Source organism: Sphingobium sp. SG1 (assembly GCF_057063145.1).
In genome coordinates this window covers 129,943-148,601 of record NZ_JBVVOJ010000006.1, presented here as the reverse complement: position 1 = coordinate 148,601, position 18,659 = coordinate 129,943, and the positions used below count along the sequence as shown (strand labels likewise).

General features: G+C 65.2%; 19 protein-coding genes. 8 read left to right on the top strand and 11 right to left on the bottom strand.

Going from position 1 to position 18,659, the window contains the following annotated elements; genetic code table 11:
* Positions 1-71: 71 nt before the first annotated feature.
* From AC0KVN_RS15130 to AC0KVN_RS15115, 4 genes are all read right to left on the bottom strand, one after another.
* Positions 72-1,166, bottom strand: a complete 1,095-nt coding sequence (locus tag AC0KVN_RS15130) for an AI-2E family transporter (RefSeq protein WP_037506225.1) — start codon at positions 1,164-1,166, stop codon at positions 72-74.
* Positions 1,167-1,215: 49 nt separating this feature from the next.
* Positions 1,216-2,460: a YceI family protein gene (locus AC0KVN_RS15125; RefSeq protein WP_483656197.1), complete on the bottom strand. Its 1,245-nt coding sequence runs from the start codon at positions 2,458-2,460 to the stop codon at positions 1,216-1,218.
* Between the two features lie 103 nt (positions 2,461-2,563).
* Positions 2,564-3,904 carry an alkaline phosphatase family protein gene (locus AC0KVN_RS15120; RefSeq protein WP_435567175.1) on the bottom strand — a complete coding sequence of 447 codons (1,341 nt, stop codon included), beginning with the start codon at positions 3,902-3,904 and terminating at the stop codon, positions 2,564-2,566.
* 1 nt (position 3,905) lies between these two features.
* Positions 3,906-6,176: a TonB-dependent receptor gene (locus AC0KVN_RS15115; protein ID WP_435567174.1), complete on the bottom strand. Its 2,271-nt coding sequence runs from the start codon at positions 6,174-6,176 to the stop codon at positions 3,906-3,908.
* Positions 6,177-6,395: 219 nt separating this feature from the next.
* Between AC0KVN_RS15115 and AC0KVN_RS15110 the strand changes: the two genes are divergently transcribed.
* The gene (locus AC0KVN_RS15110) at positions 6,396-6,836 is read left to right on the top strand and encodes an acyl-CoA thioesterase (RefSeq protein ID WP_004210293.1); all 441 of its coding nucleotides are present in this window, start codon (positions 6,396-6,398) and stop codon (positions 6,834-6,836) included.
* A 22-nt stretch (positions 6,837-6,858) separates the two neighbouring features.
* Here the strand turns inward: AC0KVN_RS15110 and AC0KVN_RS15105 are convergent, their stop codons facing one another.
* Positions 6,859-7,245, bottom strand: a complete 387-nt coding sequence (locus AC0KVN_RS15105) for a DUF983 domain-containing protein (protein ID WP_483656196.1) — start codon at positions 7,243-7,245, stop codon at positions 6,859-6,861.
* A gap of 93 nt (positions 7,246-7,338) precedes the next feature.
* On the opposite strand from AC0KVN_RS15105, the gene pabB reads away from it, so the two are divergent.
* From pabB to AC0KVN_RS15070, 7 genes are all read left to right on the top strand, one after another.
* Positions 7,339-8,517 carry an aminodeoxychorismate synthase component I gene (pabB, locus tag AC0KVN_RS15100; protein ID WP_435567172.1) on the top strand — a complete coding sequence of 393 codons (1,179 nt, stop codon included), beginning with the start codon at positions 7,339-7,341 and terminating at the stop codon, positions 8,515-8,517.
* Positions 8,518-8,549: 32 nt separating this feature from the next.
* Positions 8,550-9,173 carry an aminotransferase class IV gene (locus tag AC0KVN_RS15095; protein WP_017500849.1) on the top strand — a complete coding sequence of 208 codons (624 nt, stop codon included), beginning with the start codon at positions 8,550-8,552 and terminating at the stop codon, positions 9,171-9,173.
* 185 nt (positions 9,174-9,358) lie between these two features.
* Positions 9,359-10,561, top strand: a complete 1,203-nt coding sequence (locus AC0KVN_RS15090; RefSeq protein WP_037515969.1) for a pyridoxal phosphate-dependent aminotransferase — start codon at positions 9,359-9,361, stop codon at positions 10,559-10,561.
* Between the two features lie 310 nt (positions 10,562-10,871).
* Positions 10,872-11,033 (top strand): hypothetical protein, encoded by a 162-nt coding sequence (locus AC0KVN_RS15085; RefSeq protein WP_170319005.1) that lies wholly within the window; start codon positions 10,872-10,874, stop codon positions 11,031-11,033.
* Positions 11,020-11,694, top strand: a complete 675-nt coding sequence (gene msrA, locus AC0KVN_RS15080; RefSeq protein ID WP_435567171.1) for a peptide-methionine (S)-S-oxide reductase MsrA — start codon at positions 11,020-11,022, stop codon at positions 11,692-11,694. Before AC0KVN_RS15085 ends, msrA begins: the two co-directional genes overlap by 14 nt.
* 70 nt (positions 11,695-11,764) lie before the next feature.
* The gene (locus AC0KVN_RS15075) at positions 11,765-12,883 is read left to right on the top strand and encodes a zinc-binding dehydrogenase (RefSeq protein ID WP_435567170.1); all 1,119 of its coding nucleotides are present in this window, start codon (positions 11,765-11,767) and stop codon (positions 12,881-12,883) included.
* A gap of 37 nt (positions 12,884-12,920) precedes the next feature.
* On the top strand, positions 12,921-13,445 hold the full coding sequence (locus AC0KVN_RS15070; protein ID WP_435567169.1) for a GNAT family N-acetyltransferase: 525 nt from the start codon (positions 12,921-12,923) through the stop codon (positions 13,443-13,445).
* A 421-nt stretch (positions 13,446-13,866) separates the two neighbouring features.
* Here the strand turns inward: AC0KVN_RS15070 and AC0KVN_RS15065 are convergent, their stop codons facing one another.
* From AC0KVN_RS15065 to ubiB, 6 genes are read right to left on the bottom strand one after another with little or no spacing between them, the layout of a single operon-like run.
* Positions 13,867-14,232: a DsrE family protein gene (locus AC0KVN_RS15065; RefSeq protein ID WP_435567168.1), complete on the bottom strand. Its 366-nt coding sequence runs from the start codon at positions 14,230-14,232 to the stop codon at positions 13,867-13,869.
* Between the two features lie 2 nt (positions 14,233-14,234).
* Entirely contained in the window at positions 14,235-14,987 is a 753-nt protein-coding gene (locus tag AC0KVN_RS15060; RefSeq protein ID WP_435567167.1) for a HesA/MoeB/ThiF family protein, read from the bottom strand.
* Positions 14,984-15,388, bottom strand: a complete 405-nt coding sequence (locus AC0KVN_RS15055; protein WP_048936461.1) for a hypothetical protein — start codon at positions 15,386-15,388, stop codon at positions 14,984-14,986. The genes AC0KVN_RS15060 and AC0KVN_RS15055 overlap by 4 nt, the downstream gene beginning before the upstream one ends.
* A 4-nt stretch (positions 15,389-15,392) precedes the next feature.
* Positions 15,393-15,848: a dUTP diphosphatase gene (gene dut / locus AC0KVN_RS15050; protein ID WP_004210314.1), complete on the bottom strand. Its 456-nt coding sequence runs from the start codon at positions 15,846-15,848 to the stop codon at positions 15,393-15,395.
* Positions 15,823-17,067 (bottom strand): bifunctional phosphopantothenoylcysteine decarboxylase/phosphopantothenate--cysteine ligase CoaBC, encoded by a 1,245-nt coding sequence (coaBC, locus tag AC0KVN_RS15045; RefSeq protein WP_029547396.1) that lies wholly within the window; start codon positions 17,065-17,067, stop codon positions 15,823-15,825. Before coaBC ends, dut begins: the two co-directional genes overlap by 26 nt.
* Before the next feature lie 49 nt (positions 17,068-17,116).
* Positions 17,117-18,658, bottom strand: a complete 1,542-nt coding sequence (gene ubiB, locus AC0KVN_RS15040) for a 2-polyprenylphenol 6-hydroxylase (RefSeq protein WP_125985636.1) — start codon at positions 18,656-18,658, stop codon at positions 17,117-17,119.
* Position 18,659 lies beyond the last annotated feature (1 nt).

Below are 18,659 nucleotides of genomic sequence, written 5' to 3'. Positions count from 1 at the left end.
TCTTCGGCTTTAGACCCTGATTCACGCCATCGGTGAAAGCGCGGAGCGCTTCCACCTCAGACGATCAGGGTCTAGAATGTCAGTGGTGGCGCACCCGCTTCGTTGGAGCGGGTGCGGATCACGATCTGCCAGGTGGCGATGAACAGGGCGGCGATCACCGGCCCGATGACGATGCCGTTGAAACCAAACAATTGCAGCCCGCCGAGCGTGGTGATCAGCACCACATAGTCGGGGATGCGGGTGTCGCGGCCGACCAGGATCGGGCGCAGCAGATTGTCGACCATGCCGATCACGAACATGCCGCAGAAGATGAGGATCAGCCCCTTCCAGATCGCGCCGGTCGCCAGCAGATAGATCGCCACCGGCGCCCAGATGAGGCCGGTGCCGACGGCCGGCAGCAGCGAGAAGAAGCCCATCATCACGCCCCACAGCAGCGCGCCGGAAATGCCCAGTGCGCCGAATACCAGTCCGCCGATCAGCCCCTGCAAGATGGCGACGACGATGCTGCCCTTGATCGTGGCGCGGATGACGATGACGAATTGCCGCATCAGCGCACGGCGATGCAGCACCCGCAGCGGCGCGGCCCGGTCCAGCTTGCGCGCTAGGTCCAGCCCGTCGCGCAGCAGGAAGAAGGTAAGATAGAGCATCACCGTCAGCGCGATGATGAAGCTGAAGGCGCCCTGGCCGATCAGGAAGGCCTGGGCCGCGACGGTGCGGAAACTGGCGGTCAGGCCGTCGGTCAGCAGCCGCTGGACCGCCGCGAAATTGGATATGCCCAGCCGCCGCAGGCCGATCGACGCCCAATCCGGCAGCGCCGCCTGGAACTGCGCGAACATGTGGGGAATGTTGATCTTCCCCACATTGATCTGGGCGTAGAGCGCGGTCGCTTCCTGCACCAGCGCGATCGACAGGATGATGGCCGGCACGATCACGATTGCGATGATCAGCAACAGCGTCAGCAGCGCGGCGCTGTTGCGATGGCCGGGGATCAGCTTGAGCAGTCCCTGGTTCACCGGGATGAACAGGATGGCGACGATCACGCCCCAGAGGATCGCCCCGAAGAAGGGCTCGACCACCAGCGCGAAGGCGATGGAAACCAGCACCACCAGGGCGACGAACACCCCATCCTCAATCTGCGTTCGGCGATGCCGGCTCTGTCGTTCCATGTCCGCTTCTTGGCAGAAACCGTTACGTTAATCCATGCATCGCATGGCCTTATTGCGCCTTGGCGTCAAAGTTGAAGGTCACCATCACTTTGGGATCGAGACCAGTGCTGCTGTCGCCATTGCCCACGCCAAAGGGCAGGCGGGCGACGCTGGCAGATCCGCTGACCTTGCGGTTTTTGCCGCTGCCCGACAGGGTGAAGCGGATCGCCTGCGGCTTGGCCACGCCCTTCAGCGTCAGCGTGCCATGGGCACGATAGGCGTTGGCGCCGCTCTTTTCCGCGCCCCTGGCAACGAAGGTCGCGGTCGGGTGGGCGGCGCTGGCGAAGAATTCGTCGCCCGGCAACATGCCGTCCTTGTATGCATCGCCGACGCTGGCCGACGCCATGTCGATCGTCACCTTGATGTCGGCGCTTTCGGGATGGTCGGGGTCCATCACGATCTTCGCGGTCCATTTCGAGAAACTGCCGCTGATCGTCTCGCCGCTGTTGCCGACCGCAAAGCCGATCTTGCCGCCGGGTTGTACGGCCCAGGCCGGCGGCGGGCCGGCGGGTTCCTCGGCAACAGCCGCGGCTTCGTTCGCCACCGGGGCGGCGGCATTGTCGCTCGCATTGGCGGCGGCTTCGACGGCATTATCTTCGACCGGCGCCTCTTCCGCTTCGACCGCATTGGCAGCGGGCGCATCCGGCGCGACGGGCGCGGCACCCGGCAGGATCGCCCGTCCCAGCAGGAAGCCGGCGAGGATCAGCGCGGGCAGGCCGATCAGCAAGGCGGTCGAACGGCCCGGCACCATCCGCCAGATCAGCCCGTCGCGCATCAGCACATGATGGCGCAGAGCGCCGGCGACATGCAGCGCGACCAGCGCGATGCCGATCCAGGCGAGCAGGCTGTGGCCACCCTCGGCCAGGCCATGGCTCGCCATCGGCAGCGGCAGATGGGGCAGGGGAATGACGCCGAAGAACAGCGTCGGTACCTTGACCTTGGCGGTCGAGACCAGCGCCCAGCCGGTCAGCGGCGCGCCCAGCATGAAGGCATAGAGGCCGACATGGACGCCGGAGGCCAGCGCCCTCTGCCAGCCGCCCTCCAGCTTGGCCGGGCGCGGCTTCCACCAGCGCACGACAATGCGCAGCAGGGTCAGCAGCAGCACCGTGATGCCGATCGACTTGTGCAACTGGAACAGCGCAAAGCCGCGCGCGCCCAAACTGCCCAGCGCCCAGCCGACGGCAATCTGGAAGGCAAGCAGGGCGGCGATCGCCCAGTGCAAGATGATGGCGGCCAGGCTGTAACGCTGCGGCATATGGACTACCCCGAAAATGACCCTGTTGGATTGGGCGCAAAATTATGTCGCGGGGGTAATGAAGTCCATCGTCGCAGCCGGAAACGATCCGTTGCCGGGTGGATCAGCGCAGGTCGACCGGCGCCGCCTCCGCGTCGGGCAGTCTGGCGCCCATCGCCTTGGCCAGGGTCGGCGCGATCGCGCGCATGTCGATCAGGCCCAGATCCTTGCCCGGCTTCACCCCCGGCCCCATCGCCATGAAGGTCGCGCGCAGATTGGCCGGGCCGGGGAAATAGCCGTGCATGCCCTTGACCGGCGTCGGCGCGACCAGCGGCGCATTGGCGCCCCGAAAGATGTCGGTGACGAAGCCGGGCTTGAGGTTGATCGTGAAGGCAGCCTGCGGATTGCCGCCGAGCTTCGCCATTTCCGCCCGGTCGACGATGCTGTCGATGCCGTTGGCGGGATTGGCGGCCAGCCTGTCGAGCAGGCCCTTCACCTTGTCGGCCAGCATCTTGTCGTCCGGGCGGGCGAGCATGATCGCGGCCGATCCGCCGCCGATCCAGGGCATGGCCTGCCACGACGCAACCTTGCCGTCGGCGCTGAGGGTGATGAGGCCGGCGTCGATGAAGGGGCGGAACAGGTTGAGGCCGCTGTGCGTCGCCTCGAACCCATGGTCGCTGACCAGTGCGATCAGCGCGTCGGGATGGGCCTTGCGCTCGGCCGCGATCAGGTCGCCGACGATCGCGTCGATCTTTTCCAGCACGGCCTTGGCGGCCGGCGTGTCGGGGCCGCTGCCATGCTGCTCATGGTCGAGCGCGGTGAGGTAGACGGTCAGGAAATCAGGCTGGTGCGCGGCGATCAGGGCGGTGGCGAACCGGCCCCTGTTCTGGTCGCCGGACAGGCTCTCGTCGATGCCCATGGCATAGGGCTGGCCGACCGCCCGTTCCAGCTCCGCCTTCAAGCCCGGCGTCGCCAGCGCATCCAGCAGTTGCGCGTCGTCGGCATGGCCGGTGCGCCAGATTTGCGGCAGGTTCCAGCTTATGCCCTTCGCGGCGACGCTGACCGGCCAGTGGATGTTGCCGGTGGACAGGCCGGCTTTCGCGGCCGCATCCCACAGCATCGGCACCTTCACATCCTGCGCATACCAATACCAGCCGCCCTGGTTGATCTGCATCGGGTCGAAGCTGTTGTTGCTGACGATGCCATGTTTGCCCGGCGACACGCCGGTCATCAGCGTCGTGTGGCTGGGATAGGTCAGCGTCGGCAGCACGCCGGTGACGCCCGATGCATGGGCGCCATCGGTCAGGAACCGGCGCAGATTGGGCAAGGCAAGGCCGCGCTTGTCCGCCTCCAGCACGTCGCCGGGGCGCAGCCCGTCGATCGAGATCAGCAGCACCGGCTCGGCCAGCGCCGGGAACGGCGCGAGGGTGAGCAGGGCGGAGGCAAGCAGCGCGGCCTTGTTCATCTTAGAAACCCGCCTTGAGGGTGACGAAGAATTGCTGCGGCGCGCCGATCAGCAGCGTCTGCGCGTCGCCGCTATTGCCAAAGCCGCCAGAGCCGATCGTGCTGATATATTTCTTGTCGAACAGGTTGCTGGCGTTGAGCTGCACTTCGATCTGGTCGGTGACGCGATAACCGATCGAGGCGTCCACGATCACCCGGCCATCGACCGACGCATCGTTGGTGTAGCTGTAATAGCGCTTCGACATATAGTTGGCGCCGATCCGGCCGAACAGCGGCCCCTGGTCATAATTGAGTTCGCCGCGCAGCAGATGCTTGGGGCTGTCGACCACGGTCTTGCCCTTGATCGCGGCAACCAGCGTGCCGTCCGAGCTGTTGAGCACATCGTCGCGATAGGTGGCGTCGGTGTAGCTGTAGCTGGCATAGAGGCCGAAGCCCTGGCCCAGGGTCAGGTTACCCGCCGCTTCGATGCCGACGGCGCGAACATTGCCGACATTCTGCAGCGCGGAGGCGAGGCCCAGGATCGGGCTGCCGACCTGCACCGCCAGCAGGCGGTTGCGGAAATTGACCAGATAGGCGCCCAGCGTGCCGTTGAAGCGCGAACTATTGTAGCGCAGGCCCAGTTCGTACGTGTCCGAGCTTTCCGGCTTCAGGTCGTCGCGGATCTGGTCGAAGCCGGCCTGGTTGGTGGAGAAGGGGCCGGTGGTGGTGGCGCTGGCAAAGGCCTTGGTCACCTGGGTGAAGCCACCGAAGATTTCCGCCTCGGGGCTCAGCTCGACGGCGAAGCCGGCATGGGGCTGGAACCAGTCCTCGGCCTTGATCTTGCCCTCGGGGAAGCTGCTCGACACGACCGCCTCGGCCTCGTTGGTGACCTTGAAGCCCTTCCAGCCCAGGTTGATCGTCAGCATGCCCAGGTCGATCTTGTCGCGGACATAATATTGGATCGTGTCGGTGGTGAAATCGAACTCCCACTGGGTCGCGAACGGGTTCTTGGGATAGTCGCGGAAGGACAGACCGGCTTCGGTGCGGCTCTTGAACGCATAGAAGCGGCGGGCCTGGTTGAACTTGTTATTCTCGTACCAGGCGCCCGCTTCCAGCGTCTGGATGCCGATCGTCGCATCGACGCTGCCGAACGCGCCGATCCGGTCCATGTCATATTCGGTGGTGCGGATCGACAGCGGCGAACCGCCGGTGGGGCTGGGGACCGAGGGCGTCGCCCACAGGCCCATGCCGCTGTTATTGTGATAATAGCCCTTGATCTTGAAATTGGCATGATCGCCCAGCGGCGTGCTGTAGCCGATCGCGCCCAGCCAGTCCTCGCGCAGGCCGGCGGCGTCATAATAGGCGTCCCAGACCGACGTCACATTGTCGGGATAGACGGTGCCGGCAGCGGCGTTGCTGACCGGCGCGCCGGTTTCGCCGCGATTATTGCCGATGTCGGCATAGAGCACGGCGCGGGCATAATCGGGCGACGTATTGTCCCATTTCCAGCCCAGGCGGTTGATCATGTCCATCGACATGTCCTGATAATCCTGCTCGCGGCGGTCCGAATAGTTGAGCCAGCCATCCAGCTTGCCGTCGCCGACCGGGATCACGACCTTGGCATTGACCATATGCTGGTCCTGCGTACCCTGGCCCTTCCACTTGTCGGTCGAGCCGTAAGCATAGGAGACATAGCCGCGAATGCCGTCGGCGCTGCCCATGTTCAGCCGGGCGAAGGCGCGCCAGGTCTCGTCGCTGCCATAGGTGAGGTTGCCCTGCGCGCCCAGCGCATCGGCCGGGTCGATCGAGAAGGTCTCGATCGTGCCGCCCAGATTGCCGGTCGACTGGGTGCCGAGCGAACCCGAGCCCTGCGACACGCGGACGGTGCCGATATTCTCGCTGCTGATGGCGCGGGTGATGTGCAGGCCGTTATGATTGCCATAGCTCATGTCGCCCAGCGGAATGCCGTCGAAAGTGAAGCCGAGCTGGTTCTGGTTGAAGCTGCGGATGCTGACGCGCTGCGACCATTCATAGCTGCCGAACGGATCGGACGACTGGAAATTGACGCTGGGCAGCTTCTCGATGGCTTTGAGCGCATTGGTGCCGGGCGTCAGGGTGACGAGATCGCGGGTGGTGATTTCCTGGACCTGGCGGGTCTCGCCGCGGCCAAAGACGATGATGCCGGTGCTGTCCGCATCGGCCGCGGCATCGGCGGCAGGCGCCATGTCCTGGGCAAAGGCGGGTGCGGCGATGCAGGCGGTCGAAGCGAGCAGCAGGCTGAGTGCGTGGCGCATGGTGAAATCCCCCAATCGAATGTGATTGGCGGGCGCTCTAGGCTTGGCATGTTGCACTGCAATGTGACGATGGAGACGCTATGGCGTCATTTTCGTGACAATATCGTTATGATTTTGCCTGTGTCATAAAGGTCGCAGTCGCGGCATTTTCGCCGCGAACATTGCATCGCAAGATCGCTGGGCTAAGAGCGAAAAAAACAATTTCAAGGAAAGCAGGACATGGCCAAACCCGAATCCTGGCGGTTCAGTCCCGACGCATATCGCTTCATCACGAGCATCGATACGCGTTTCCAGGATCTCGATACCATGGGTCACATCAATAATGTGGCCATTTCCGGTATCTTCGAAACGGCCCGTATCCGCTTTCATCACCATATGGGCCGCCACCCGCAGGAACAGGGCGTGCGCTGGCTGGTGGCCAATGTGAACCTCAACTTCATCGAGGAATCGCATTTCCCCTATCCGTTCGAGGTGCATTGCGCGATCGGCCATATCGGCCGCACCAGCTGGACGATCAGCTCGGCCGGCTTCCAGAAGGGTGTCTGCGTCGCCACCTGCGACACCACCGTCGTTACCCATGGCGCCGAAGGCCGTCGCTCGATCGACGACACGCTGCGCGAAGCGATGGAACTCAATTTCATCCGCAAGCCGGCAGAATAAGGCCCGGCGCGCCGGCGCGCCGTCAGGCGAAGCCGTGCATCCGGCGCGACCATTGAAAGGCCAGCACCGCCCCCTTGGCGGGCTGGATCATCGCCAGCCCCAATATCGCCGCCAGAGTCGGCCATAGCTCCGCCTGCCAACCGATCGGGATGGCCAGCGCGGCATTGACCTCGATCATCAGCGGCACCAGCAGATGGCCGAGCAGCAGGATGACGATATAGGCCGGGAAATCATCGGCCTGATGCCCGTCCCAGCGCTGACCGCAATGGCTGCACGCCAACACCGGTTTCAGGAAGCCCGCGAACAGCTTGCCCTCGCCGCAGGCCGGGCAGCGGCTGCGCAGGCCCCGCAGCAAGGCCGGTTTGAACGGACGCGGTTCGCTGGTCGGGGCAGGGGGCTGGTCGGACATGGCCCCTGTCTAGGCCAGCTTTGCCCCGCCGGGCAATCATGGCGCCACCTGCATCGCTCTTTCGTGCGCGCCAAAGCCTGTTAAGAGGGCGCCATGCGCCTGCCTGGTCCCACCGAAGCCTTTGCCCTGTTCGACGATGCGCGCGTCCAGGGGGCAGCGCCCGCGCGGCTGTATCGCGATCCGGTGTCGGTCATCGCCGCCTGGCGGATGGAGGAGGTGCAGCCCGCGCTCGACCGCATCGCCGAGGCGCGCGAGGCCGGCCTCCATGCCGCCGGCTATATCAGCTATGAAGCCGGGCTGGCGCTGGAGGATCGGCTGGCGCCGATCGCGCACCGTCCGCCCAAGGGCGGGCCGCAGGCCATGCCCTTGCTCTGGTTCGGCCTGTTCGAGGGCTGCCGCTTCATCCCGGCCGATGGCGTCGCGGACCTGCTGCCCGATCCTGCGGCGGTCAGCGTCGATGCGCCCTGGCCTTTGGTCAGCGAGGCCGACTATCGCACGCAGTTCGACCAGGTGCAGGAACTGATCCGTGCCGGCGACATCTATCAGGTCAACCTGACCTTCCCGTGCGAACTGCGCTTCGCCGGCGATCCGATGGCCCTCTATGCGGCGCTGCGTCCGCGCGCGCAGGCTGGCTATGGCGGCGTCATCAACATTGGCGGGCATCAGATATTGTCCTTCTCGCCCGAACTCTTCTTCACCCAGGTGCGCGGGCAACTGACGGCGCGGCCGATGAAGGGCACCGCCGTGCGCGATCATGATCCAGATCGCGATGCCGCCCTGGCGACCGAGCTGGCGCGCGATGCCAAGCAGCGCGCCGAAAATCTGATGATCGTCGACCTGCTGCGCAACGATCTGTCGCGGGTGGCGCGGGCCGGGTCGGTGATAGTGCCCGACCTGTTCAAGGTCGAAACCTATCCGACCGTCCACCAGATGGTCTCCACCATTCGCGGCCGGGTGCTGCCGGGGCTGGCGCCGGTCGACGTGTTGCGCGTGCTTTTCCCCTGCGGATCGATCACCGGCGCGCCCAAGGTGCGGGCGATGGAGATCATCGACATGGTCGAGCCTTTTGCCCGCGGCGTCTATACCGGGGCGATGGGCTGGATGGATCCGGCGGGGGACGCGGCTTTCAATGTTGCCATTCGCACCATTTGCGTCGAAGAAGGAAGCGGTATCGGTCGCCTGGGCCTGGGTTCCGGCATCGTTGCGGATTCGAATGCGTCGGCCGAATGGGCGGAATGCCTGGCCAAGGGGCGCTTCCTGTCGCTGGGATGAAAGATGATTGCAGTGGGGCGTGAATAGGTTCGATGTCGGTGGCTGACGGACGATATGATCTGCTCGAGACCATGGCCTTCGATCCGCATGAAGGCGTGCGTCTGCTGGAACTGCATCTTGGCCGGCTGAAGGACAGTGCGCAGGCGCTGGGCTTCGCCTTCGACCGCCACAGCGTGCGCAACGAGCTTCAGGCCGCCACTTTCCGCCTGCGCGAACTCAGCCGCGTGCGGCTGCTGGTATCGCGCCAGGGCTCGGTGTCGATCGAGGTGCGCGAACATCGCACCTGGCCCAAGGCGATCATGCAGGTGAAGGTCGTGCCCCGGCTCGCCGCCGCCACGGATCCCCGGCTGGAGCACAAGACCACCGACCGTTCCCTCTATCGCGACGCGCTGCGCCGCGGCGGCACCTATGAGGTGCTGATGACCGACGAACAGGGCTATCTGACCGAAGGCTGCTTCTCCTCCATCTTCGTGGAGCGGGGCGACAAGCTGGTGACGCCGCCGGCCTCGCGCGGGTTGCTGCGCGGAATCCTGCGCCAGAGCCTGCTCGACATGGGCGAGGCGGTGGAGGGCGATCTGCGCATCCATGATCTGGAACGCGGCTTCTTCATCGGCAATGCGTCGCGCGGGATGGTCGCGGCCTCGCTGGTCCGATAGTTTTCCTAGGACGCGCACAAGCCAATAACCGGCAACTGGCGGTTGCTCCGGCGTCCTTTGCGCACTAAGGACCGCCGCGTCTGCCTGCGCGGCAGGCGAGGAGATAATATTATTTTTTGTCGCGATGCCGTCGAACGCGGACTCTTTTGTCCGTCTGGGCATCGCTCTGGAGAAAGATCATTGCCATGAGCCAGACTTCCGCAGCCCTCGGTCGCATCCAGCCCTCCGCCACCCTGGCGATGAGCGCGCGCGTGAATGCCCTTAAAGCCGAAGGCGTGGACGTTATTGGTCTTTCCGCCGGCGAACCTGATTTCGACACGCCCGACTTCGTCAAGGAAGCGGGGATCGAGGCGATCCGCAAGAATCTGACCCGCTATACCGACGTCGACGGCACCGCCGACGTCAAGGAAGCGGTCGCCTTCAAGTTCAAGCGCGACAATGGCCTGATTTACAAGCGCAGCCAGATCAGCGTGAACTCGGGCGGCAAGCACACCCTGTTCAACGCGCTGGTCGCCACCGTCGACGTGGGCGATGAAGTCATCATCCCGGCGCCCTATTGGGTCAGCTATCCCGACATCGTGAACTTCGCTGGCGGCACGCCCGTGTTCATCGAAGGCCCGGCCAGCCAGGGCTACAAGATCACCCCGGCCCAACTCGACGCCGCGATCACCCCGCGCACCAAGTGGGTGATGCTCAACTCGCCGTCCAACCCGTCGGGCGCCGCCTATTCGGCGACCGAACTCAAGGCGCTGGGCGAGGTGCTGCTGCGTCACCCGCATGTGCTGGTGATGACCGACGACATGTATGAGCATGTCTGGTACGCGCCGACCCCCTTCGCCACCATCGCCCAGGTCTGCCCGGACCTTTATGACCGCACTCTGACGGTCAATGGCTGCTCCAAGGCCTTCTCCATGACCGGCTGGCGCATCGGTTTTGCCGGCGGTCCCGAATGGATCATCAAGGCGATGGGCAAGCTGCAGTCGCAGTCGACCAGCAATCCCTGCTCGATCAGCCAGGCCGCGGCCGTGGCCGCGCTGACCGGCCCGCAGGATTTCCTCGAAGAGCGCAATGCCGCCTTCAAGAAGCGCCGCGACATGGTCGTCGCCATGCTGAACGACGCGCCGGGCCTCGACTGCCCGACGCCCGAAGGCGCCTTCTATGTCTATCCCGACGCCAGCGGCGTGATCGGCAAGGTGACGCCCAAGGGCCAACTGATCGACAGCGACGAAGCGCTGATCGGCTATTTCCTCGACGAAGCGAAGGTCGCGGCCGTCCATGGCGCCGCCTTCGGCCTCTCGCCGGCCTTCCGCATCAGCTATGCGACCTCGGAAGAGGTGCTCAAGACCGCCTGCGTGCGCATCCAGGAAGCCTGCGCAGCGCTGAAATAAGCGCCGGCCGATGATTATCGGCCTGCAATAAGCTCTTGAAAATCCGGTCGCGATACTGTCTATCGCGGCCGGATTTTTCCATTGTCTCAAAAAATGAAACGGTCTTTTTCGCACTGCAGCGTCTTGTGATTGACGCCGCAGGCGCTATATGTCCGTTGCGTAAAGAAACTTATGTGCGGTGACATTTCGTCGCTCCACTCCCGTCCTTGGTCGAAAGCCGCTGTCCGGCGCGATCATGTTCAGACAGGGGCAAGGCGCAATGTCCTACCGGGCAACGATCGCGAAGATATCGCGACAGAAAGGCTTGGCCATGTTGGCGTTTTTGAAATCCGAACTGTTCTTCCGTTTCCTGGGTGGCTTTGCCATCGGGGCGGTCGCGATGTTCGCGCTTCAGCCCAATAATGAGCCGCCGGCGCTGACCTCGACCGCGATCGCGTCGACCGCGACCCCTGTCGGCAGTGCGGCGCTCTAAGGGCCTTTTCCTACTCCCCCTTGCGGCGCTCGCCGCCGCGTCTTCCCCATTGCATGCCGAACCTGCCGTCCCCGCGCCGATTCCGGCGCTGGATGCGCAGCCGACCCGGTCGCTGGAAACCGCGATCTTCGCGGGCGGCTGCTATTGGGGCGTCGAGGGCGTCTTTTCCCATGTGAAGGGCGTCAGGCTCGTCGTGGCGGGGTTCGCCGGCGGGCCGCGCGACCGCAAGGTCGATTATGACATGGTCAGCGGCGGCGATACCGGTTTCGCCGAATCGGTCCGGGTCACCTATGATCCCAAGCTGGTAAGCTATGGCACGCTGCTGCGCATCTTCTTCTCGGTCATCACCGACCCCACCACGCTCAACTATCAGCGGCCCGACAGCGGCACCCAATATCGCAGCGCGCTCTTCCCGCTCAATGCCGAGCAGGACAAGGCCGCGCGCGCCTATCTGGTCCAGTTGCAGAAGGCCGGGCTGTGGCGCGATCCGATCGTGACCAGGGTGGAGCCCTTCACCGGTTTCCAGGATGCCGGGGCCGATCATCAGGATTTCATGGCCCGCTATCCCTATCACCCCTATATTCAGCGCTGGGACATGCCCAAGCTCAAGGCATTCCGCGCCATGTATCCCACGCTCTACCGGGCGGTCCCCGCCGCCTGATCGCGCCCATGCTGGCCGATGGCGAAGTGGCAGGCTAAGCCCCAATCATCGCCGCCAAGGGAGCCTCCTCATGTCCGACATCACCGGTCTGCAAATTCTTTCGACCCTCGCGCCCGATGGCCGCCTGACCGTAGCGCTGGCAGAGCAGACCCTGCCAGCGCCGACCGGATCTCAGGTCGTGCTGCGGGTCGAAGCGGCGCCGATCAATCCATCCGATCTCGGGTTGCTGCTGGGGTCGGCCGATGTCGACCATGCCGAATATGGCGATGGCTATCTGGTGGCGCAGATGCCCGAGGCGTCGATGCGCGCCATGGCCTCGCGCCTGGGTGAAGCGATGCCGGTCGGCAATGAAGGGGCTGGCACGGTGATCGCAGCGGGCGAAGCGGCGGAGGCGCAGGCGCTGCTCGGCAAGCGCGTCACCTGTGTGCCGGGCGGCATGTATGCCCAATATCGGCTGGTCGACGCGCGAGCCTGCATGGTCTTGCCGGATGGCGCCACGGCGGAGCAGGGGGCATCGGCCTTCGTCAATCCGATGACTGCGCTTGGCTTCGTCGAAACCATGCGGGCAGAGGGGCACAAGGCGCTGGTCCATACTGCGGCGGCCTCCAACCTTGGCCAGATGCTCGTCAAAATCTGCCAGGCGGACGACATCCCGCTGGTCAATATCGTCCGCAGCCCGGCGCAGGTCGCCCTGCTGCGCGATCTGGGCGCGCGCCATGTGCTCGACAGCACGGCCGATGATTTTGCCGAACTGCTGGTCGCCGCTCTGAGCGAAACGGGGGCGACCATCGCCTTTGACGCGATCGGCGGCGGATCGCTGGTCAGCCGGATATTGGGCGCGATGGAACAGGTGGCGAGTGCGGGCGCTGCCTATAGCCGCTATGGCTCCGCCACCATGAAGCAGGCCTATATCTATGGCGCCCTAGACCTGTCGCCAACCCTGCTGACCCGCAGCTTCGGCTTCAGCTGGCGGGTCGGCGGCTGGCTGCTTTCGCCTTTCCTGGCGCAGGCGGGGGCGGAAACGGTGGAGCGGATGCGCGCCCGCGTGCGCGACAATCTCACCGGCCTTTTCGCCAGCCACTACAAGGCGCGCCTGTCGCTCAGGGATGCGCTGACGCGCGACGCGGTGCTGGCCTATAATGCCCGCCGCACCGGCGAGAAATATCTGATCGTGCCGAGTGCCGCCTGAACCATGACATGCACCGATCGAGGAGTGACCTGCGCCAATGACCATTCGGGATGCCGGCCCGGCCGATGCGCCGGCCATCGTGGCCATCTATAATGACGCGGTCGTCAACACGACGGCGATCTGGAACGAGCATCAGGTGGATGCCGCCGATCGACTCGCCTGGCTGACGGAGCGGCAGGGGCAGGGCTATCCGGTGCTGGTGGCGGTCGATGCGCTGGGCGACGTGGTTGGCTATGCCTCCTTTGGCGACTGGCGCGCCTGGGATGGCTATCGCAACACGGTCGAACATTCGGTCTATGTCCGCGTCGATCAGCGCGGGGCGGGAATCGGCAAGGCGCTGATGCTCGCCCTGATCGATCGTGCCCGCGCAATCGGCAAGCATGTCATGGTCGCCGGCATAGAGGCCGGCAATATCGGGTCGATCCGGTTGCACGAACGGCTGGGCTTCGCCCAGGTCGGCCTGCTGCCGCAGGTCGGCATGAAATTCGGCCGATGGCTCGACCTGGCCTTCCTTCAACTGACGCTGGATCCACGCGCCACGCCTGACACGCGCCACGCCTGATACGCGCCTGGCCGACTAAAGCTACTGGACAATTCGGCCGGTCCGCAGACGCCCAGTTGCGGACATGTTCCCCCTCCCACAAGCGGTAGGGGCAACAGAAAGCAGGCCGTCTGCTTCCCACCCATCCCGGTCGCTTTCGCGATGAGAGCCCTGTCCTACAGCGGCGTGTCCGGTGTAAAGTTCCGGCCGGCTCTTTTGATCGTCAACCCACTCAATTGTCGTCGATTTTTCGCGGGCCGCGAAAATCTTTCATGGCGCATACGCGCAAACTTTCGACCGTTTCCAGCTAAGGCACTGAAAAGCCTGACGCCACCCTGCGCGACTCGCCGTCTAACAAGCGCTCAAGTCGGGGGAAGTCGTTAATTTAGGGCGTCAAACGATCCAGGTCGGCCATGTCTGCCGCTGAACGTGCAGACCGCGATCAGGCGATCAGCAACCGGGCAACGTCGTTGGTCTGTTGCAGGAAGGAAAGCGGGCCGCCAATTTCGACCCCGGCGGGCAGGGCGTCGGCGGACAGGCCCGACAGGGCAAGGCCGCTCTGGCAGGCGATCAGGGCTACCCCCATGTCCAGCGCCTCGGCCAGCAATTGGGCCAGCGTCGGCAGGCCCGCCGCCTGATGCGCCGCATCTTCCGGCGCGGCCAGCGGCGTCGCCAGCAGCGCAACTGCATCCAGTTGCAGGAACAAGCTGGCCTCGCCGCCCAGCGCGGCCTGCGCCGTCGCCATCACCAATGCGCCGCGCAGTCGCTCCGCATCGGCCGTCATGACGACGATCCTCAGGGCGCGCATAGTTACGCCGCACAGCCGGGGCAGGCCGGATCCTTGGGCACGCCGAGCGTGCGGAAGCGCATCGCCAGCAGGTCCGCGATCAGCAACTGCCCCGCCATGTCGGTGCCGAACGGCACCAGCGCGCGGATCACCTCCAGCGCCGCCAGACTGCCCATCACCCCGGTCAGCGCGCCGATCACGCCGGTTTCGGAGCAATTGCGTTCGGGCGCGTCAACCGGGCTGCCCACCAGGCAGCGATAGCAGGGCTTGCCTGCCTCCCAGCCGCGATAGGTGGCGAGTTGCCCCTCGAACGGGCCGACCGCCGCCGATACCAGCGGCATGCGCAGCGCCTGCGCGGCGTCGGCCACCACCAGCCGGGTCGCGAAGCTGTCGCACCCGTCCAGCACGACATCGGCCTCGCGCAGCAGCATGGCGGCATTGTCCGCATCGATCCGTGCGTTGATCGGGATCAGCTTGACGTCGGGATTGATCCGGGCGACCGCCGTCATGGCCGCTTCCGCCTTGGGCGTGCCGATCTCGGCGGTGCCGAACAATATCTGCCGTTGCAGGTTGGACAGGGCGACGGCGTCATCGTCGATCACCCGGATCGTGCCGACGCCGGCGGCCGCCAGATAGAGGATGGCCGGGCTGCCGATGCCGCCCGCGCCGATCACCGCGACATCGGCCGACAGCAGCCGGGCCTGACCGGCGCCGCCAATTTCCTTCAGCACGATATGGCGCGCATAGCGCTCCAGTTGATCGTCGGTCAGCGTCACGAGGCGTCCGACCAGAGGAAGCGCACCTGCGAGCGCATCCAGACCGGTTCGTCGGTGCCGGTCTTGGGGAAGCTGCCCTTGAGCGTGCCGAGGATGCGCTTGCTCACGAATGTTTCGACATCCGGGCAGCGGACATTGACCGGCGCGATCTTCAGCGGCCGGCCCTGACCGTCGAGCAGGAACAGTACATCCAGTTCCAGCAGTTGCGAGCCTTCATAATTGACCGCGCCGCTGCACGATGCCTTGCGGTAGAGGGTGTGAACATTCTCCGACCATTTGGGCGACACCTTGCGGCCCTGCCAGCCCTCGATCACCGGCACTTCGCTCAGATCCTGGGGCATGGCGGGAAGCGCCTGCGGTGTGGCGGCGGCAAGCATCAGCGAAAGCAGCGGGGTCATCATGATGTCACACTCCCGTAGAACCGAAGCCGCCCTGTCCCCGGACGGTATCGTCGAGCATATCGACCTCGACGAAGCTCGCAAGCTGAACTGGCGCAACCACCAGTTGCGCGATGCGATCGCCCCGCTTGATCGGGAAGGGATCGGCGCCATGGTTGATCAGCAGCACCTTAAGTTCGCCGCGGTAGTCGGCGTCGATCGTGCCCGGGGCGTTGGGCAGGGTGATGCCATGCTTGAGCGCCAGGCCGGAACGAGGCCGGACCTGAATCTCATAGCCTTCGGGGATCGCCAGCGCGAAACCGGTCGCGACCGGATGGCGATCGCCAGGGTTGAGAATGATCTCCTCGGCCGACACCACATCCATGCCGGCGGCATGCGCGGTGGCATAGGCGGGGACGGGCAGGCCCTCGCCATTGGGCAGGCGCATGAGTTGGATATCAATCGGCGGCAGGGGAGAGGGCATTGGCAACCTTTTCGATGAGTTTGGTGGCGACATCGCTCTTGGCCATGGCGGCCCAGCTTTCGATGCCGGTGGATGTGACGATCTGGACGCTGTTGCTGTCGCCGCCCATGACGTCGCCGGACACGTCATTGGCGACGATCCAGTCGGCGCCCTTGCGGGTCAGCTTGGCCTGCGCATGTTCGGCGATCTTCTGGGTTTCGGCGGCAAAGCCGATCAGCAGGCGGGGTCGGCGGACATGATGGCCCAGCGTCGCCAATATGTCGGGATTCTCGACCAGGCTAAGCGGCGCGGGCGCGCCCGATCCGTCCTTCTTCAGCTTCTGCTCGGCCGCGTCGGCGGTGCGCCAGTCGGCAACGGCCGCGACCATGATCGCTGCGTCGGCGGGCAGCGCGTCTTCGACCGCCGCCAGCATCTCGCGCGCGGTCTCGACATCGATGCGGGTGACACCGGCGGGCGTGGGCAGATGCACGGGGCCCGCCACTAAAGTCACCTTCGCCCCGGCACGCGCAGCGGCGGCGGCGATAGCAAAACCCTGTTTGCCCGAAGAGCGATTGGCGATGTAGCGCACCGGATCGATAGGCTCATGCGTCGGCCCGGCCGTCACCAATATATGCCGTCCGGTCAGCGGTTCATCCGCGCCGGCGAAATCCGGCTGACCCGCCAGCGGATCGGGCAAAGTCGGAGCGGCCAGCAAGCGCCCAATCTCCGCCGCAATAGCTTCCGGCTCGGGCAGGCGCCCCTTGCCATATTCGCCGCAGGCCATCTCGCCATCGTCGGGCGTCATGATGTGGAGGCCATCGGCATGGAGCTGCGCCAGGTTCCGCTGCGTCGCCTTGTGGTGCCACATGCGCACATTCATCGCCGGTACGGCCAGCACCGGCTTGTCGGTGGCGAGCAATATGGTGGTGGCCAGGTCATCGGCAATGCCCGCCGCCATCTTCGCCAGGATGTTGGCGGTCGCCGGCGCGACGACGATCAGGTCCGCCTGGCGCGACAGCTGGATATGGCCGATCTCGCGCTCTTCCTTGAGATCGAACATGTCACCATAGACATGATCCTCGGTCAGCACGCCCAGGCTCAGCGGCGTGACGAACTGCTGCGCGCTTTCGGTCAGCACCGCGCGCACGGCGATGCCGCGCTTGCGCAACTGGCGCACCAGTTCCAGCGACTTATAGGCCGCAATGCCGCCGGAGACGATGAGAAGGACACGCTGGGTCATGGCCAACATTTGGTCGTGCGACCGGGACTTGTCCAGCCCGGTCGCCGACTTAGAAGAAGGTCGTGGCGGCGGCCATCGCCCCGGCGCCGATCGCCGCCGCCAGCAGCGCAACCAGCCCATAGCGCCAGCCGCCGCCCACCTGGATCAGCTTCACGTCGCCCAGCGGCAGCGGCGGCGGGGCACCGCCCTTTTCGGGGAAGGCGTCTTCGATGCGGCGGACCAGCGCCGGCAGCCGCTGAATCAGGCGCCAATTCTCGATCAGCGCATCAGCGGCCTTGGCTTCCGGCCCCAATTCGGTGCGCAGCCATTCCTTCACATAGGGGCCGCTCGTCTCCCACATGTTGATTTCGGGATCGAGCTGATGGGCGACGCCCTCGACCATCACCATCGTCTTCTGCAGCAGCAGCAGATGCGGCTGGGTCTGCATGTCGAAATCGCGGGTGATGGCGAACAGTCCGTCCAGCATACCGCCGACCGACAATTCGCTCGCCGGCTTGCCGCGCATCGGCTCGCCCACGGCGCGCAACGCGGTAGCGAACTCGTCGACATTATGATGGCCGGGCACATATTGCGCCTCGAAATGGATTTCGGCGACGCGCTTGTAGTTGCCGGTGATCAGGCCATAGAGAATCTCGGCCAGCCACATGCGGGCGCGCCGATCGATCCGGCCCATGATGCCGAAATCGATCGCGACGATGTCGCCATTGCCCTTCACGAACAAATTGCCCTGATGCATGTCCGCGTGGAAGAACCCCTCGGCGATCGCCTGGCGCAGGAAGGCGTTGACCAGCCGCGCGGCGATGTCTTTGAGGTCATGGCCGGCGGCGATCAGCGCATCGCGATCGGAGATCTTGATGCCGTCGATCCATTCCATCGTCATGACCTTGCCGGTCGTGCGATCCCAGTCGATGGCGGGAATGCGATAGCCGGGCATCGCTTCCATCGCTTCGGCCAGTTCCGATGCCGATGCCGCTTCGCGCCGCAGGTCCAGCTCGCGCGCGGTCCAGCGCTTCATATTGGCGATCACCAGGCGCGGGCGCAGGCGGGCGACTTCGCCGCCCAGCATCTCGACATGGGCGGCAGCCCATTCATAGGTCTGGATGTCGCGGTTGAACTGGTCGATCACGCCGGGCCGGATCACCTTGACCGCGACCTCGCGGCCGTCGCTGGTAACGGCGCGATGCACCTGCGCGATTGACGCGGCTCCGACGGGCTGCTCGTCGAAGCGGGCATAGACCTGCTCCAGCGGCCGGCCGAAACTCTGCTCGACCTGCGCGCGGATCGTGTCGAACGGAACCGGGGGCAGGGCGTCCTGCAGGCGCAACAGATCGTTCGCCGCCTCCTCACCGACCAGATCTGGGCGGGTCGCCAGCGTCTGACCCAGCTTGATCGCGGCCGGGCCGATCGACTGGAACGCATCGGCATAGCGTGGCTGCTTGGGCACGCGCGCGCCGAACCGGGCCAGGCGCACCAGCCGGCGTACCGGCGTCGGCGTCAGCGGATCGCGTTCAATGCCAGTGAGGGCGCCATGGCGTGCGAGTGTCCGGCCCCATTTCAGGAGCCGCCAGATATGAGTCGCGTGGGTGGTCATG

Bases quoted from the DNA above. Each gene is read 5' to 3' on its own strand.
- AC0KVN_RS15130 (WP_037506225.1), bottom strand. From the start codon at position 1,166: ATGGAACGACAGAGCCGGCATCGCCGAACGCAGATTGAGGATGGGGTG.
- AC0KVN_RS15125 (WP_483656197.1), bottom strand. From the start codon at position 2,460: ATGCCGCAGCGTTACAGCCTGGCCGCCATCATCTTGCACTGGGCGATC.
- AC0KVN_RS15120 (WP_435567175.1), bottom strand. From the start codon at position 3,904: ATGAACAAGGCCGCGCTGCTTGCCTCCGCCCTGCTCACCCTCGCGCCG.
- AC0KVN_RS15115 (WP_435567174.1), bottom strand. From the start codon at position 6,176: ATGCGCCACGCACTCAGCCTGCTGCTCGCTTCGACCGCCTGCATCGCC.
- AC0KVN_RS15110 (WP_004210293.1), top strand. From the start codon at position 6,396: ATGGCCAAACCCGAATCCTGGCGGTTCAGTCCCGACGCATATCGCTTC.
- AC0KVN_RS15105 (WP_483656196.1), bottom strand. From the start codon at position 7,245: ATGTCCGACCAGCCCCCTGCCCCGACCAGCGAACCGCGTCCGTTCAAA.
- pabB (WP_435567172.1), top strand. From the start codon at position 7,339: ATGCGCCTGCCTGGTCCCACCGAAGCCTTTGCCCTGTTCGACGATGCG.
- AC0KVN_RS15095 (WP_017500849.1), top strand. From the start codon at position 8,550: ATGTCGGTGGCTGACGGACGATATGATCTGCTCGAGACCATGGCCTTC.
- AC0KVN_RS15090 (WP_037515969.1), top strand. From the start codon at position 9,359: ATGAGCCAGACTTCCGCAGCCCTCGGTCGCATCCAGCCCTCCGCCACC.
- AC0KVN_RS15085 (WP_170319005.1), top strand. From the start codon at position 10,872: ATGTTGGCGTTTTTGAAATCCGAACTGTTCTTCCGTTTCCTGGGTGGC.
- AC0KVN_RS15075 (WP_435567170.1), top strand. From the start codon at position 11,765: ATGTCCGACATCACCGGTCTGCAAATTCTTTCGACCCTCGCGCCCGAT.
- AC0KVN_RS15070 (WP_435567169.1), top strand. From the start codon at position 12,921: ATGACCATTCGGGATGCCGGCCCGGCCGATGCGCCGGCCATCGTGGCC.
- AC0KVN_RS15065 (WP_435567168.1), bottom strand. From the start codon at position 14,232: ATGCGCGCCCTGAGGATCGTCGTCATGACGGCCGATGCGGAGCGACTG.
- AC0KVN_RS15055 (WP_048936461.1), bottom strand. From the start codon at position 15,388: ATGATGACCCCGCTGCTTTCGCTGATGCTTGCCGCCGCCACACCGCAG.
- dut (WP_004210314.1), bottom strand. From the start codon at position 15,848: ATGCCCTCTCCCCTGCCGCCGATTGATATCCAACTCATGCGCCTGCCC.
- coaBC (WP_029547396.1), bottom strand. From the start codon at position 17,067: ATGACCCAGCGTGTCCTTCTCATCGTCTCCGGCGGCATTGCGGCCTAT.
- ubiB (WP_125985636.1), bottom strand. From the start codon at position 18,658: ATGACCACCCACGCGACTCATATCTGGCGGCTCCTGAAATGGGGCCGG.